Source organism: Streptomyces sp. NPDC104226, assembly GCF_055584085.1.
The window spans coordinates 881,393-897,172 of the sequence record NZ_JBVJMS010000001.1 but is presented as its reverse complement, the minus strand read 5'-3'; the positions used below and the strand labels follow the sequence as shown (position 1 = coordinate 897,172).

Here is a 15,780-nt window from a genome sequence, read left to right as displayed (position 1 = left end):
GGGCGGGACCGCTAGAACGCCGTATTCGGCTTTCGTCCGCCCATCCGCTTGGAGGGGGAGCCGCAGGATGACGCAAGACCAGGACCAGGACCAGGACCAGGTGCAGGCGCAGGCGCAGGCGCAGGAGCGCGGGCAGGGCCACGGGTCGCGGGAGGACGCCGGGGCGCCGCCGATGGTGGTCGTGGACGACGTGCGGCGCAGTTTCGGGACGGGCCGGCAGGCCGTGCACGCCCTGCGCGGAGTCTCCTTCCAGGTCCGCCGCGGCGAACTGACCGCCCTCAAGGGCAGGTCCGGCTCCGGCAAGACCACCCTGCTCAACCTGGTCGGCGGCCTCGACACCCCGACCGGCGGCAGCGTCGCCCTCGACGGCACCGACCTGGCCGGCCTCGACGAGGACGGCCGCCTCGCGCTGCGCCGGGACCGGATCGGCTTCGTGTTCCAGTCCTTCGGCCTGATCCCCGCCCTGACAGCCGCCGAGAACGTCGGGGTCCCGATGCGGCTGCGCAAGGTACCGGCGAAGCAGCGCGAGGAACGGGCCCGCACCCTGCTCGCCCTCGTCGGCCTCTCCGAGCACACCGAGCAGCGCCCCGGCGAACTCTCGGGCGGCCAGCAGCAGCGGGTCGCCGTCGCGCGCGCCCTCGCGAACGAGCCCGACCTGATCATCGCCGACGAGCCCACCGGCCAGCTCGACTCCGACACGGGCCGGCAGATCATGCGGCTGCTGCGCGCGGTGGTGCGCAGCGAGGGGGTCACGGCGCTGGTCGCCACGCACGACCCGGCGCTGATGGAACTGGCGGACCGGGTCGTGGAACTGCGCGACGGGCGCATCGTGGAGGCTTCGCCGTCCGGTTCCGGGGAGGACGAGGCACAGGGCTGAGTGCCCTACAGGCTGCAACCCGAGGGCTGCAGCCTGTGGGGCGATCGGCGCCCCTACTCGGTGTGCAGGGCCGCGGCGATGGTCATCCGGGCCGCCGAGCGGGCCGGGACCAGCGCACCCAGGACGGCGATCGCGACCCCCGCGCACAGCATTCCGGCGAGCTGCGGCGCGTGCCAGACGTCCTTCATCGACTCCGGGAAGGCGACGATGCCCACGTTGTCCACGACGAGCCGGTGCGCGACGATCCCGAGCGGGATTCCGAGGAGCCCGCCGACCAGGCCGAGTCCGGTCACCGAGGTCACCGTCATCCCGACCACCTGGCGCGGGGTCATGCCGATCGACTTGAGCATGCCCAGGTCGCGGCGGCGGTCGCGGGTGTTCAGCAGCACGGTGTTGAAGACCCCGAGCGAGGCGACGAGGGTCAGCATGACGGAGAACACCGAGGAGAAGCCGATGACGGTGGTGGTGGCCGCGTTGACGTTGACCGAGCGCACCACCTCGGCGCGCAGCGCGGGATCGGCGGCATCGACGGCATCCGCGAAGGCGCGGGCGTCCGCCCCCGGGGCCAGCCGGACCGAGTACTCGACCGCACGGCTGTCCGGGGCGAGTTCCCCGAGGGTCTCCCAGGTGGATTCCAGGGAGCGTGCGTCACTGTCGATCAGCTGGCCCACGATGGTCGCGGCCGTCCGCCTCCCGTTGGCCTCCAGGGTGACCCGGTCACCCACCGCCAGCCCGCGTTCGGTGAGGAAGGCAGGACCCGCCGCGATCTCGCCGGGTCCGCTGGGAGGCCGGCCCTCGACGAAGGCCGAAGCGGGGGAGGAGCTCCCGCGGTAGAAGTTCCCGAACGCGGTCTGCGCGTACCCGACCAGCCCGATCCGGATCAGCCCCCGGGCCTTCACCTCCTGCGCCCCCAGCGACCGCAGCCGCTCGTCGATCTGAGCGTCGCTCAGCACCGGCTCGACGGGGTCGCTGCCCTGGCGGCCCGCCGCGATGCTGATCACCGGTCCGCCGGGCAGGACGCGGCCGGCCTGGGCGTACGAGACCATCGTGCTGGTCAGACCCGTCGCCAGGGTCACCGTGGTGACGCCGAGGACGATGGCCGCCGTGGTCATGAAGGCGCGGCCGGGGCGGGCGAACGGGTGGCCCAGGCCCAGGCTGACGGAGCGCGGCAGCCGTGAGGAGGCGAGCACGCGCTGAACGCGCAGCCCGCGCCCGGTGCGGGGCGCGCCGCCCGCGCTGATGGCCTGCGCGGCCGGCAGCCGGTGCGCGCGCAGGGCCGGTACGAGCGCGGTCAGTACGACCAGGGCGGGCATCCCGGCCAGGCAGGCGACGCTGAGCCAGGGGGAGACGGTGCCCACGCTCGCCATCCCCGTCTCGATGCCGGAGAACGCGATCTGCAGGATGGGCGCGGCCAGCGCGTTGCCGAGCAGGGTGCCCAGGACGCAGCCGGCCACGGCGGGGACCGAGACCATCGCCAGGTAGACGGCGACGACCTGGTTCGGAGTGAAGCCGATGGCCTTGAGGACGCCGATGTGGCGGTTGCCCGAGACCACGGCCCCGCTGACCACGTTCGCGACGATGAGGGCGGAGACCAGCAGACCGAGCAGGCCGAAGAGGGAGATGAAGGGCAGATAGGCGTCCGCACGGGCGGAGAAGGCCTTCTTGAGGGTGAGGTAGGTCTGCGCGGCCGTCACCGAGTCCGCGGGCAGCCCGTCCGTGGCCCGGGCGAGCGAGTCGCGCAGCTGCGCGCCGGTGGACGCGTCGGTGAAGCGGTAGAGCATCTGCGTGGCGGTCGGGTGGAGGGCCGCGGCCTGTTCGGGCGTCACCCAGGCGGCGGCCGACTTGCTCATGCTCGTCGCGAAACCGACGACCGTGAGCGTCGGGCGCCCGGGCACCTCCAGTTTCGTACCGAGGAGATCGGCGTACGGAGTTCCGTCGATGGCCCAGTCGACGACGATCTCCCCGGGTGCCTGCGCCCACCGTCCCAGCAGGACTTCGACGCGGTCCACCGGCCCCGCCGGATCGGCGCGGCCCACCACGGCGAGGGGGCCGGCCGGCATCCAGAGCCAGTCCCCGGGGACGTCGACGACGGCCTGCGGGAAGGGTCCCGCGGCGGCCGCCACACCCGGGCGGTGCGCCGTCTGGGCGAGTTGGGCGTCGGAGACCTTCGCGGGGTCGTACGTGGCCACGGTGTGCGCGCCGCGCTGCGCGGCGTACGCTTTGTCGAAGGGGCCCGAGGCGGCGACGAGCAGGCCGAGCGCGAGCAGGACGCAGGTGGTGGAGCAGAGGACGACGAGGCCGATGACGAACGTCTGGACCCTGCGGCGCTTCACGGCGGCCCGGGAGGCCCGCCACACGGCGCTCACGCGGAACGCTCCAGGGCGTCGCCGTCCAGGGCGCGTTCGCGGGCGACCCGTCCGTCGGCCATTTCCACGAGGCGGCCGGCGCAGCGGGTTGCCAGGTGCGGGTCGTGGGTGACGATCAGCAAGGTCTGGCCTATCTGGTTGAGGTCGATGAGCAGGTCCATCACCTGCTCGCCGGAGCGGCTGTCGAGGGCGCCGGTCGGCTCGTCGGCCAGGAGCAGTGCCGGACGGTTCATCAGTGCGCGTGCCACACCCACGCGTTGGCGCTCGCCGCCGCTGAGCGTCGCCGGGTAGTTGTTGCGGCGGTCGGCGACCCCGAGCTCGTCGAGGAGTTCCAGGGCGCGGCGGCGGGCCTGGCGGGCGGAGGTGCCGGTGAGCTGGGCGGCCAGCGCGACGTTGTCGAGCGCCGGCAGGTCGTCGATCAGGTTGAAGAACTGGAAGATCATGCCGACGTCGCGGCGGCGGTAGAGGGCGAGACCGGTCTCCGTCAGGCTGCCGAGGTCCCGGCCGTGCACGGTGATCGTCCCGGCGGACGGCCGGTCCAGGCCGGCCACCATGTTGAGCAGGGTGGACTTCCCGCAGCCGGAGGGGCCCATCACGGCGACGGCCTCGCCCCGGCGGATCTCCAGGGACAGGGCGTCGAGCGCCAGGGTGTCGCCGTACTCCTTCGATACGCGGTCCAGGCGGACGACGACCTGGCCGGTGCTGTCGTGATGAGGTGTCATGGCACGAACCTAGAAGGCGGGCCGAACGGGCCGCGTCACCCCCCGGATGTAAAGGGGCGCTCGCATCATCCTGGGGATGTACGCGGGGGCAGCACCCGGAGGGTGATGTGGACTACACGGGGTGCCTGGGAGGGTCGGAGGGTCGGGTAGGAGAATCTTGGAAGCGTGAGGGTTGTGAGGGCCGTGCGGGTTGTGAGGCCGTGCGGGCGGGGGAGGGGGAGTTGCTGTGACGACGGGGTGGGTGGTTGCCGCCGTGGTGGCCGTGGTGGGTGTGGTGTTGGCCGGGCTCGGGCTGACCGTGGCACTCCTGCGGGCCCGCGCGGCGCACCGGGCGGCGATCGAGGAGCGCGGGTGGCTGCTGGAGCGGGAGCGGGAGGCCGCGGCCCGGACGGCGGTGGACGCGGAGCGGGCCCGGATAGCGGCGGAACTGCACGACATAGTCAGCCACAACGTCAGCCTGATGATCGTCCAAGCGGGCGCCGCCAGGGAGGTGTTGGCGACGATGCCCGTGGAGGCGGCGGCCGCGATGGCCGCCGTGGAGAAGGCCGGGCGCACGACCATGACCGAACTGCGGCACCTGCTGGGCCTGCTCGCGCCCGCGCAGGACGGCCGTGACGAACCGTACGGGAGCGGAGCCGCCGAAAGGCGTCACCCGGCTGCGGAGTTGGCGCCGCAGCCGAGTCTGAGCCGGCTCGGTCCGCTGATCGATCGGATAGCCTTCGCCGGGCTGCCGGTCGAGGTCCGGATATCCGGCGAACCCCGGCCGCTGCCGGCCGGGATCGATGTCACCGCCTACCGGATCATCCAGGAGGCGCTGACCAATGCACTCAAACACGGGGACGGGGTGAAGGCCGAGGTGACGGTGAGATATGCGGACCAGGCGCTGAGGGTCGAGGTGCTCAACAGCGGGCCGAGCGTACTGTCCGGAGACGGGATACCGGCGGTCCCGGGGAGGTTCGCCCCGGCGGCGTCCACGGGGGCCGGTGAGTCCACGGCATCCGGCGGGTCCGCTGCCGGGACCGCAGTGGGGTCTGCTGTGGGGTCCGCCGCGTCGCGCCCGAAGGCGGTCGGCGCCGGGCACGGGCTGGTCGGGCTGCGCGAGCGGGTCGCCGTGTACGGAGGGGACTTCGACGCCCGCCGTCGCCTCGGCGGCGGCTACCGGGTCCGCGCCCGCCTCCCGCTGGAGCGGCCGTGACCACGCAGGTCCCGGCCGCCGAGCCGGACCGGAGGGCCGCCTCGCCCCGGGTCGTCATCGCCGACGACCAGGACCTCGTCCGCACCGGATTCCGCATGATCCTCACCGCCCGGGGGATCGACGTGGTGGGAGTCGCGGCCGACGGGGTGGAAGCCGTCTCGGAAGTGCGCCGTCTGCGTCCCGACGTCGTCCTCCTCGACATACGCATGCCCCGCCTGGACGGACTGGAGGCCGCCCGGCAGATCCTCGCCGAGGCCCCGGAATGCCGGGTGATCATGCTGACCACCTTCGACCTCGACCAGTACGTCTACGCCGCCCTCGCCGCCGGAGCCAGCGGGTTCCTGCTGAAGGACGTCACCCCCGAGTACCTCGCCAACGCCGTACGGCTGGTCGACACCGGCGACGCACTGCTCTCCCCGTCGATCACCCGCCGGCTGGTGGAGCGCTGCGCCTCGGCATCGGCCGCGCGGGGCGGCAGTACCGCGGCGTCCCACCCCGACCTGGACGCCCTCACCCCGCGCGAGCGGGAGGTGCTCACCCTGATGGGCCACGGCCTCTCCAACACCGAGCTGGCCCAGGAGTTCACGCTCAGCGAGGCCACCGTGAAGACCCATGTGGCCCGGATCTTCGCCAAGCTGAGCCTGCGCGACCGCGCCCAGGCGGTCGTCCTGGCCTACGAGACGGGCCTGGTCACCGCCGGGACGGGGTAGGGGAGTTCCCCGCGGACTTCCGCGGCCGGCGGGCCCGGGTCACGGCAACTCGCGTGTGAGCCATACGTGCTCACCGCGGTCGTCCGTGGCCAGGCGATGCCGCTCGAAGCCGAGCTCCCACGGACCGCCGTGCACTTCGGGCGGACTGCGGGGCACCTCTACGTGATCAGGCCCGGGGCGGGGCGGAGTGCGACAGGAGGTGCAGGCGCAGGGCGAGTTGGAGTTCCAGGGCGCGGGCGGGGGAGTTCCAGTCCTCGCCCAGCAGCCGGCCGATCCGGTCGAGGCGCTGCACGACGGTGTTCACGTGGATGTGCAGTGCCTCCTTGGCCTTGGAGAGGCTCGCCCCGTGGACGTAGTAGGCCTGGAGGGTGCGCACCAGCTCGGTGCCGCGCTGTGCGTCGTAGTCGATGACGGGTCCCAGCACCCGGTCGACGTACCCGCCGACGTCACCGTGGTCCCCGAGCAGCAGGCCGACGAAGCCCAGGTCCGGCAGGGCGGCCCCGTGGCCGGTGTGGCCCAGCGCGTGCAGGGCCCGCAGGCAGCGCACGGCCTCGGCGTACACGCCCGGCAGTCCGCCCGGGTCGCCGGCCGGTCCGGCGGAGCCCACGGTGACGGGTGCGCCCACCGCCTGTGCGAGCTCCGTCGCCAGGGAGCGTGCGAGGTGTCCGGGCCGTTCGGCCGGGGCGAGGAGCACGACGTGGCCCTCGTGCAGCCCGGCCAGGCCGTCGAGGGCGCGGGCGCGGCGTGCGGCCTCGGTCGAGAGCCGGGGCCGCAGGGCCGCGTCGCAGTGGAGCACCAGGAGGGAGTGGGGGCGTGCGAGGTCGACGCCGAGTTTGCGGGCGCGGATCCTGCGGCTGTCGGTGTCGAGGGTGTGCCCCGGGCTCCGCGGGGTCAGCAGTTCGCTGAGGAGCTCGCCGCGCACCCGGTCCTCGGCGTGGGCCACCGAGCGGCGCAGCAGCAGGAGGAGCGCGGTGACCAGGCCGGTGCGCTCGAACAGCCGCCGGTCGTTGTCCGACAGGTCCGCCCGGCCCGTCAGGGCGATGCTGCCCAGGAGTTCGGGTCCGGCCAGGACCGCGCAGACCCACACCCCGTCGACCGGTACGGCCCGGCCGCCGGAACGGGAGGCCGCCACCCCCTGGGCGGGTGCGCCGATCGGCTCGGTGGCGACCCGGGCCAGCTCGGCGCCGTCGGCGTCGTGCACCACCAGCCCGCCCCGCAGCAGCGCGGCCACCTCCTGGGCCACATCGGTGACGTCCCCGCCGCGCAGGACCAGATCGGTGAGCCGGTCGTGGGTCTCGGTGGCCAGCCGTGCGGCCTCGCTGTGGGCCCGGGCGGTCTCGGTGGCGGCGTTGAGCTCGACCAGTGCGGTACGGGTCTCCTCCAGCAGCCGCGCCCCGTCGATGGCGACGGCGGCGTGGTCGGCCAGTGAGGAGAGCAGCGCGACCGCGTCGGGTGCGAACTCGCGCACCGACCGGTCGGCGGCGTAGAGCACCCCGATGACCCGCGAGGCCACGCGCAGCGGTACACCGAGGATGCCGCGCAGCCCCTCCTCGCGCACCCCGGCGTCGATGGTGCTGGTGTGCCGGAAGCGGTCGTCGGCGCGGTAGTCGGAGCTGGCGTACGGCCGGGCCGTCTGCGCGACGAGCCCGCCGAGGCCCTCGCCCATGCCGAGGCGCAACTGCTGGAAGGCGGCGGAGACGGAGCCGTCGGTGACCCGCATGAACGTGTCGCCCACCACCGGGTCGTTGAGCGTGAGGTAGGCGCAGTCCGTGCCGAGCAGGGTCCGGGCCCGCCGCACGATGGCCCGTAGCACCGCGTCGAGATCGCGCAGCGCCGCGAGGTCGCCGGCCGTGTCGAACAGGGCGGTGAGCTCCGCCTCGCGCCTGCGGTGCTGGTCGAGCGTGCGCCGGATGTCGAGGGCGACCCGGGTGGCCTCGTCGACGAGGGCCTGATCACCGGCGCCCGCGCCGGCGGTACGGGCCTGCGCGCCCGGCCGGGCGAAGTGCTCGGCGGGCGCGCCCTGGGCGAGCAGGTCCAGGAGCTGCCGCAGTGCTGCCGCGGGCGCGGAGGGATCGTTCACGGGGGCCATGCTGGCAGCCCTTCGCTACGGGGTGGCGAGCGGGTCCGCCCGCCGGACCGGAGGTACCGGTCACGGCGGGCGGCCCACGCCTCGGTCGGTCGGTCGGGCCCGGGCGGGCGGACTCAGGCGTGGTCGGAGACCGCGCCGGCGTACCCGCTACCCGCGGCCGCCGCTGCCGGAGCCGTCGCTCCCGCCTCCGCGCCCGCATGCGGGACGGACAGGTCGCGGCCCCGGGTCTCGCGGGCCAGGAGGACGGTGAGGGTGGTGACGAGGGCGGCCCCGGACAGGTAGACGGAGACCGGCACGGAGGAGTCGTAGTCCTTCAGGAGCTCGACGGCGATGATCGGGGCCAGGGCGCCCGCGATGATCGAGGCGAGCTGGGAGCCCATCGAGGCGCCCGAGTAGCGGACCCGGGTGTCGAACATCTCCGAGATGAAGGCGGCCTGCGGCCCGTACATGGCCCCGTGCAGCAGCAGCCCGGCGGTGACGGCGAGGGTGATGACGAGGAAGGACTCCGAGTCCACCAGCGCGAAGAACGCGAACGCCCACAGCGCCATGCCGACCGAACCGATCAGCGTCACGGGCCGGCGTCCGATCCGGTCGGAGAGTGCGCCCCAGGCCGGGATGGTCAGGAAGTGGACGGCCGAGCCGATCAGGAGCGCATTGAGCGCGGTGGTCTTGGGGAGCCCGAGGTGGGTGGTGACGTAGACGAGGAGGAAGGAGGTGAGGACGTAGTACGAGATGTTCTCGCCGAAGCGCGTGCCGATGGCGCTCAGCACCTGCCGCCAGTCCTTGCGGAACACCTGCACCACGGGCGCCTTCTCCGCCTCGCCCCGTGCCGCGGCCGCGGCCTGTGCGGCGAGGAAGACGGGCGACTCCGACACCGAGAGGCGGATCCACAGCCCGACCATCACGAGCACCCCGGAGAGCAGGAAGGGGATCCGCCACCCCCAGGCGAGGAACGCGGCATCCGACTGCACGGCGGCGAGCAGCGCGAGCACCCCGGTGGCGAGCAGGTTCCCGCCGGGAGCGCCCGACTGCGGCCAGGAGGCCCAGAACCCGCGGTGCTCGGCCCCACCGTGCTCGGACACGATGAGCACGGCCCCTCCCCATTCACCACCGAGCGCGAACCCCTGCACCAGGCGCAGCGCGGTCAGCAGGATCGGCGCCCCGACCCCGATGCTGGCGTGGGTGGGCAGCAGCCCCATCGCGAAGGTCGCCCCGCCCATCATGAGCAGACTCAGCACCAGCAGCTTCTTGCGCCCGACCTTGTCCCCGAAATGCCCGAACACCACCCCGCCCAGAGGCCGGGCGAGGAAGCCGATGGCGTAGGTCAGGAAGGCGATCAGGGTCCCCGTGAGCGGATCCGCGGTGGGGAAGAACAGCTTGTTGAAGACCAGGGCGGCGGCGGTCCCGTAGAGGAAGAAGTCGTACCACTCGATGGTGGTCCCGATGAGACTGGCGGCGACGATCCGCCGTATTCCGGATGGAGCCTGCGGGACGGTTCCGGGGGAGACCATGTGACCACTTCCAGGGTGTCTGCGGGGACGTCGGGTGTGGCCACAACGTAGAAGTCCCCAGTTCAGCGGCATATGGTGCCCGCCATCACAATCAGGCATCACCTGATGTGCACCACCACCACATGGCCCGAACGCGTGCTCTGCATGCCTTCCGGAACCGGGTACGGAGCCCTGCCCGAATTGCGGAGTCATGGCCATTTTGGGGAGGCGGGGTTGGTTCCCGTGCTGGTTCGGTGCTGGTTGCGCTGGGCTCCGGACGGACTCTGGTGAGCAGGGCACCGGGATGTAGGGGAGCGGGGGATGCTCCCGCGCTCGGTAGTTCGGCCGCGCAGTGGTCCCGGGGCGTCGCCGTCCCGGGTCCAGGCATCGCGGTCATCCCAGTGCCACAGGCTGCGGTCGAGGACGCCGTCGTGGCCGACCTCGAGTTCCTTGGTGGAGAGTCTCCGTTCTCAGATGACCGCTTGACCGGTCAGGGGCAGAGCCGGCCCGGGCGCGGGTTGCACTCGGGCTCCTCCGGGTCCCCGGGGCCGCCAGGGCGGAAGTTGGACCACCACAGCGGTGTCGAGCCGTAGTACACCACCATGTTCCCGGAGTTCTGGATGGCGAGGTGGGCACCCGGGTGGTAGTGCGTCTGGCTGTTCCATACGGCGCGCATGGCGGCGTCGTAGACCACCAGGTTGCCGTCGGCCTGCATGTAGAGCTGGTTGCCGACGCCGTAGCTGCCGCGGGCGGTCCAGATCGCCGCGCCGTCGTGGTAGAGCACGGCGTGGCCGTCGCCCTGCATGGCGAGCATGGTCCGGCCGTCCGGCGAGTACCAGGCCTGGCCCCGCGCCAGCATGCTGGTGCCCTGGATGATCGTTTCGTCGGCGGCCCGGGCGACCACGGAGGTGGCCGCAGGGGCGGTGGCGGCCGGCGCGGCGGCAGCGGGCCCCGACAGCAGCCCGGCGGCCGCGAGGACCGTGCCGAGGGCTACGGCGGTGTGCAAGGCGAGCGGATGGCGCGGAAGTCGCATGACGGGTCTGCTCCTCGGTTGTGGCGCACGGGTCTGATGACGGGCCGGTGCGGTGGGACGATGCGGTGGGTGGTGCGTCCGCACGTCCCCGGCGTCGCGGCCGGCCCCAGTGTCAGCCCCTTTCCGCATGGCATCCAACACCCTTCGATCTCCATCGAATTCGGACATCGGACGGAGCCGGGCAGCGTCTCCCGGCCAGTTCAGCCGTCGTCCGCCACGGGTTCGTGCCGGGGCGGATAGCGTGCCGTGGGCTGGTCCTCCTCGTCGCCGTCACCTACGGAGAACAACCGGTGTTGCGTGTGCACTTCACTTCGGAGGACCTCGCCCGGGTCCGCGTCGCCCCGTGCCCCGACCCCCTCGCCGAGACGGTCCTGAGCCTGCCGGCGCTCCAGGCCGGCGGACCGGGGGGCGTCGAACTCGCGGGCTGGAGGGAGCGCACGCGCGGAGGCCTGCGGGCGGTCATGCGGCCGCTGTTCGAACTGGCCCCCGCCGGCCTCGGGGAGTACGTACCGGAGGTCTTCATGCACGCCGCCACCGGCACCCTCGCGGACAGCATCGACCACACCTGGTCACTGCCCCGCCGCCAGTGGACCGCGGACTTCGACGCCGTCGCGCTTCAGCGCCCGCGGGCACCGCGCTGGATCCACGCGCTGCACCACGGCGCCCCGCATTGGGGCGCCGTCGTCCGCGACGCCCTGTCGGCCTACCACGCCGTGGCCGTCGCCCCGTACTGGGCGCAGATCGCGGCGACGGCACACGCCGACCGCACCCGGCGCGCGCTGACCCTGGCCGACGCCGGTGTCGAGGGGCTCCTCGCCGGCCTGCATCCCGAGATCCGCTGGGCCGCGCCGGTCCTCCACGTTCCGTGCGAGGCCGATACGGACCTGCGGCTGGCGGGGCAGGGGCTGCTGCTCGTACCGACCTTCTTCTGGCCGGGGCCCCTGGCCCTGGTCGACAACGCCGATCCGGGCCGGCCGCTGGTACTGCGCTACCCGATCGCCCGGGACCTCCCCGCGTACGGCCGGGTCTGGGCGCCAACCGCCCCGCCCCGCCCGGACGGAGCCCTCGGCGCCCTGCTCGGGAGCACCCGCGCACGGGTGCTGCGGGCCGCCGAGACGCCCGTGAACACGGCGGAGCTGGGGCGGCGCACGGGTACCTCCCCAGCGACCGCGAGCCACCACGCGACGGTGCTGAGAGCGGCCGGCCTCCTGACGACGGCCCGGCACGGGAACGGGGTCCGCCACCTCCTGACACCCCTGGGCCGTGCACTCCTGAGCGACCCATAGGTGGACCTCGGGCTCCGGGTGCGTTCCAGCGCGGCGGTCGACTAGACATCCGAGTGCGCGGGTCCCGTGAAGGCTCATGCCAAGGACAGCCTCGACGGTTCTTAGTGTCCTGCTGACCCGCGGCCGAAGCTGTCCTCGCGTGGCCTCTGCCGCGGTTGCAGAGCGTTGCCGATTCTGGACGGTCGGAAGTCCAGGGCGGAAGGTCTTTCGGAGGAGGTCGGGCACCGGAGGGGTGTGTTCCGAATCCGGTGCTGGTTTGGTCGCGCCCGTCGGCTGCGCAGCCAGAGGCCCAGCTCGGCACGTCGGTTGTCCGAGGCGGCTGGCAGTATCGAATCTGTGAACGGCATACGTACCACCCCACCGCGGCCGTGCGACATCAGCGCGCTTTTCCCTGAACTGGCGCCGCTGGCTCGCACTACGACCCGGCTGCATCCCCGGTCCGGCTCTCCCGCGCCCTACGACAGCTCGGTCGGCGGTCCGTTGCTCTGGCCCGCCTCGCAGCCATGGGCGTACTGCGACAAGTGGCACGAGGGCCCGGCCTCTCCGCTGGTGCCCGTGGCCCAGTTGTACGCGCGCGACGTGCCCGACCTGCGGCCGCCCGGACGGGCCGATCTGCTTCAAGTGCTGTGGTGCCCCTCCGAGCATCCGCCGTTCCTCAAACCCCGGACCGAGCTGGTCTGGCGGACCGCCGCCGACGTCGGCAGCGTCCTCGTCTCCCCGCCCACCCCGACCGACGTCCAGGACGGCTACCTGCCGAAGCCGTGTGTGCTGTCCCCGGAGCAGGTCACCGAGTACCCCAACTTCCTGGAGCTGAGCGAACAACTACGAGACAAGGTCAACGACTGGAGCACCTGGCGGTCGGCCGGCATCGTGATGGACGATGACTACGAGGAGCCGCAGGAGTACTACTCCGACGAACTGTCCGAGGCCCCGGGGTGGAAGGTCGGCGGGTGGGCGCCGTGGGGCCTGACCGACCCCGCCGCCCGGTTCTGCATCAACTGCGGAACCGCGATGGCCCCGCTGCTGACCATCGCCTCGGAGGAGTCCCGCGACTACCGCAGGGGCTGGGTTCCGACTGAAGACCAAGGCATCGCCGTGATCGACGATGACCCGGTGCACAACCCGCCCGGCATCCAGGTCTCCAAAGGCAACCATCTGCAGCTCTACTCGTGCACGACGTGCTCCAACCACACCACCCTGATCCAATAGACCTGGGCAGGGGCCGTGTCAGCGGCTGCTGGCAGCATCACCGCTATGAGCGCCATGTTTACCACCCCGCCCCGGCCGTTCGACGTGACCGTACTTTTCCCTGAACTGGCCCCGCTGGCGAGGCCGGCGACCCGGCTGCACCCGCGGCCGGGATCGCCGACCGTGCACGAAAGCTCCGTCGGCGGTCCTCTCCTGTGGCCCGCCGACGAGCCGTGGCCCCACTGCAACGAGCCTCACGACAGCAGGGCATCGCACGCGGCCCACTCCCCGGACGACGTCCGGGCCCTCCGCCGCGATCTCGCCGCAGCGACCGAGCGGCTGCGCCTCGACCCAGGGGCGCCCGAGGTTACCCCCGAGGAGCGGGCGAACTGGGAGCGCGTCAAGGATGGCCGCCCCTGGTTCGACGGCCCGATTCCCCTGCTGCCCGTCGCCCAGCTCTACGCCCGGGACATCCCCTTCCCCCGCCCGGTCGACGCGGACCTGCTCCAAGTCCTCTGGTGCCCCTTCGACCACGAGTTGGCACACCCCAAGACCGCCCTGTTCTGGCGGTCCTCCGCCGCCGTCACCGACGTACTCAACGCAGCGCCCGAGCCGCCGATCGTCCAGGCCGACCGGTACCTCCCGGAGCCGTGCCGTGTTTCACCCGAGCAGGTCACCGACTACCCGCACCCCAGCGAGCTGAGCAAGGAGCTCCGGGACCAGTTGGACGACGAGAACCGCTGGGCTGCGATTGACCCGGCGCAGTACAACGCGTACGCGTACGATCCGGGCGAGCTCTATCTGAACAACCTCTGCACCGCCCCCGGCTGGAAGACCGGCGGGTGGACCCGCTGGAGCCCGACCGACCTCGTCGACCGCGTCTGCCCGGAGTGCGGCACCGAGGCGGTCCCGCTCCTCACCATTGCCTCGTCAGAGTGGGACGGCGGCAGCGCGACCTGGATCGCCGAGGAGGACCAGCCGATCAAGGGTCCACAGCCCCTGGGCGCCCGCGACGGCAACTTCACCTTGATCGATATCGCCGGTGGCAACAACCTGCAGCTCCACGTCTGCCCTTCTTCTCCGTACCATCCCCACTTCGAACTGCTCCAATGACGTGTGCGAGAGCCCTTCGGGCCGGCGCCCGTGCACGACACGGTTCGCCTCCTGCGCGTCATACGGGCGGTTCCGGAACGGCTGTCTCGCGGCAGGCCTCGTCACGGCCTCGGGGTCGCCCGCGTCGGCCAGGCCGTCGGAGGCGGCGGGACATGGCCGGACGCAACCGACGGATCACCCTGCCGGTGACCGACACTTTCCAGTACGAGCTGTCACGGAAGGGCAGTTGTACCGATGGAAGAAGAGGATCGCACCATGGTCGAGCAGGACGATCGATTCGATGTCGTCGTACTCGGAGCCGGGCCCGGGGGGTATGTCGCCGCCGTCCGCGCCGCCCAACTGGGCAAGCGTGTCGCCGTAGTCGAGGAGAGGTACTGGGGAGGTGTCTGCCTGAACGTGGGCTGCATCCCGACCAAGGCCCTGCTGCGCAACGCGGAACTGGCTCACATCTTCACCCATGAGGCGAAGACCTTCGGCATCAAGGTCGAGGGAGAGGTCACCTTCGACTACGGCGAGGCCTTCCGGCGCAGCCGCACGGTCGCCGACGGCCGGGTCAAGGGAGTCCACTACCTGATGAAGAAGAACAAGATCACCGAGGTGGACGGCCGCGGCACCTTCCTCGACCCGCACACCCTCCAGGTCACCGGCTACGACGGCAACACCCGCACCATCGGATTCGACCAGTGCATCATCGCCACCGGCGCGACCCCCAAACTGCTGCCCGGTACCAAGCGCAGCGCGCGCGTGGTCACCTTCGAGGAGCAGATCCTCGCTGATGACCTCCCGCAGTCCATCGTCATCGCCGGGGCGGGTGCCATCGGCATCGAGTTCGCCTACGTACTGCACAACTACGGTGTGAAGGTCACGATCGTCGAGTTCCTTGACCGTGTCGCCCCGCTGGAGGACGCCGAGGTCTCCGCGGAACTCGCCCGCCAGTACCGAAAGCTGGGCATCGAGGTCCTCACCTCCACTCGGGTCGACGCCATCGACGAGTCCGGGCACCAGGTCCGCGTCTCCGTCACCGGGAAGGACGGCACTCCGAAGGTCCTGGAGGCCGACAAGGTCCTCCAGGCGATCGGCTTCGCGCCGAACGTCACCGGGTACGGGCTGGAGCAGACGGGCGTGCGCGTGACCGACCGCGGCGCGATCGAGGTCGACGGCCGCTGCCGCACCTCCGTCCCGCACATCTACGCCATCGGTGACGTGACGGCGAAGCTCATGCTCGCCCACACCGCCGAGGCCATGGGGGTGATCGCGGCCGAGACGATCGCCGATGCCGAGACCATGGAACTCGACTACGCGATGATCCCCCGCGCCACCTACTGCCAGCCGCAGATCGCGAGCTTCGGCTACACCGAGGCCCAGGCCCGTGAGCTCGGCTACGACGTCAAGGTTGCCAAGTTCCCCTTCACCGCGAACGGCAAGTCGCATGGCCTCGGTGACACCACCGGATTCGTGAAGCTGATCAGCGATGCCAAGTACGGCGAGCTGATCGGCGGCCACCTCATCGGCCCCGACGTCACCGAACTGCTCCCCGAACTGACCCTGGCCCAGCAATGGGATCTCACCGTCCACGAGGTAGCCCGCAACGTGCATGCCCACCCGACCCTGGGCGAGGCCGTCAAGGAGGCCGTGCACGGCCTGGCCGGCCACATGATCAACATGTGACCCTCCGCAGCGTGCCGGTACGCCGGACGGCCGCACCGGCACG

The 15,780-nt window shown here is 72.1% G+C and carries 12 protein-coding genes; 7 read left to right on the top strand and 5 right to left on the bottom strand.

What is annotated here, in order from left to right:
• Window positions 1-172: 172 nt before the first annotated feature.
• Complete coding sequence (locus tag ACZ60J_RS03930) at window positions 173-877, top strand: ABC transporter ATP-binding protein (protein ID WP_469679104.1); 705 nt, start codon at window positions 173-175, stop codon at window positions 875-877.
• A gap of 53 nt (window positions 878-930) precedes the next feature.
• On the opposite strand, the gene ACZ60J_RS03925 is transcribed toward ACZ60J_RS03930, so the two are convergent.
• Window positions 931-3,243 carry an ABC transporter permease gene (locus ACZ60J_RS03925; protein ID WP_469678801.1) on the bottom strand — a complete coding sequence of 771 codons (2,313 nt, stop codon included), beginning with the start codon at window positions 3,241-3,243 and terminating at the stop codon, window positions 931-933.
• Window positions 3,240-3,965 carry an ABC transporter ATP-binding protein gene (locus tag ACZ60J_RS03920; protein ID WP_469678800.1) on the bottom strand — a complete coding sequence of 242 codons (726 nt, stop codon included), beginning with the start codon at window positions 3,963-3,965 and terminating at the stop codon, window positions 3,240-3,242. The genes ACZ60J_RS03925 and ACZ60J_RS03920 overlap by 4 nt, the downstream gene beginning before the upstream one ends.
• Before the next feature lie 226 nt (window positions 3,966-4,191).
• Here ACZ60J_RS03920 and ACZ60J_RS03915 point away from each other — a divergent pair, with 226 nt between their 5' ends.
• Together ACZ60J_RS03915 and ACZ60J_RS03910 are read left to right on the top strand one after the other, a co-directional pair.
• A complete protein-coding gene (locus ACZ60J_RS03915) occupies window positions 4,192-5,160 on the top strand; it encodes a sensor histidine kinase (protein ID WP_469678799.1) in 969 nt (322 codons plus the stop codon).
• Window positions 5,157-5,870, top strand: coding sequence for a response regulator (locus ACZ60J_RS03910; RefSeq protein WP_469678798.1), 714 nt, complete (start codon window positions 5,157-5,159; stop codon window positions 5,868-5,870). The genes ACZ60J_RS03915 and ACZ60J_RS03910 overlap by 4 nt, the downstream gene beginning before the upstream one ends.
• Window positions 5,871-6,036: 166 nt before the next feature.
• On the opposite strand, the gene ACZ60J_RS03905 is transcribed toward ACZ60J_RS03910, so the two are convergent.
• The 3 genes from ACZ60J_RS03905 to ACZ60J_RS03895 all read right to left on the bottom strand — a co-directional run bounded on the left by ACZ60J_RS03905 (window position 6,037) and on the right by ACZ60J_RS03895 (window position 10,482).
• Complete coding sequence (locus tag ACZ60J_RS03905; protein WP_469678797.1) at window positions 6,037-7,959, bottom strand: helix-turn-helix domain-containing protein; 1,923 nt, start codon at window positions 7,957-7,959, stop codon at window positions 6,037-6,039.
• A 113-nt stretch (window positions 7,960-8,072) separates the two neighbouring features.
• Complete coding sequence (locus ACZ60J_RS03900) at window positions 8,073-9,470, bottom strand: MFS transporter (protein ID WP_469678796.1); 1,398 nt, start codon at window positions 9,468-9,470, stop codon at window positions 8,073-8,075.
• Between the two features lie 469 nt (window positions 9,471-9,939).
• Entirely contained in the window at window positions 9,940-10,482 is a 543-nt protein-coding gene (locus tag ACZ60J_RS03895) for a hypothetical protein (protein WP_469678795.1), read from the bottom strand.
• Window positions 10,483-10,781: 299 nt separating this feature from the next.
• Here ACZ60J_RS03895 and ACZ60J_RS03890 point away from each other — a divergent pair, with 299 nt between their 5' ends.
• The 4 genes from ACZ60J_RS03890 (at window position 10,782) to lpdA (ending at window position 15,737) form a co-directional block, all read left to right on the top strand.
• On the top strand, window positions 10,782-11,768 hold the full coding sequence (locus tag ACZ60J_RS03890; protein WP_469678794.1) for an ArsR/SmtB family transcription factor: 987 nt from the start codon (window positions 10,782-10,784) through the stop codon (window positions 11,766-11,768).
• A 555-nt stretch (window positions 11,769-12,323) separates the two neighbouring features.
• A complete protein-coding gene (locus tag ACZ60J_RS03885) occupies window positions 12,324-12,977 on the top strand; it encodes a hypothetical protein (RefSeq protein WP_469678793.1) in 654 nt (217 codons plus the stop codon).
• A gap of 45 nt (window positions 12,978-13,022) precedes the next feature.
• The gene (locus ACZ60J_RS03880) at window positions 13,023-14,069 is read left to right on the top strand and encodes a hypothetical protein (RefSeq protein WP_469678792.1); all 1,047 of its coding nucleotides are present in this window, start codon (window positions 13,023-13,025) and stop codon (window positions 14,067-14,069) included.
• 255 nt (window positions 14,070-14,324) lie between these two features.
• Complete coding sequence (gene lpdA / locus ACZ60J_RS03875; RefSeq protein WP_469678791.1) at window positions 14,325-15,737, top strand: dihydrolipoyl dehydrogenase; 1,413 nt, start codon at window positions 14,325-14,327, stop codon at window positions 15,735-15,737.
• Window positions 15,738-15,780: the final 43 nt, after the last annotated feature.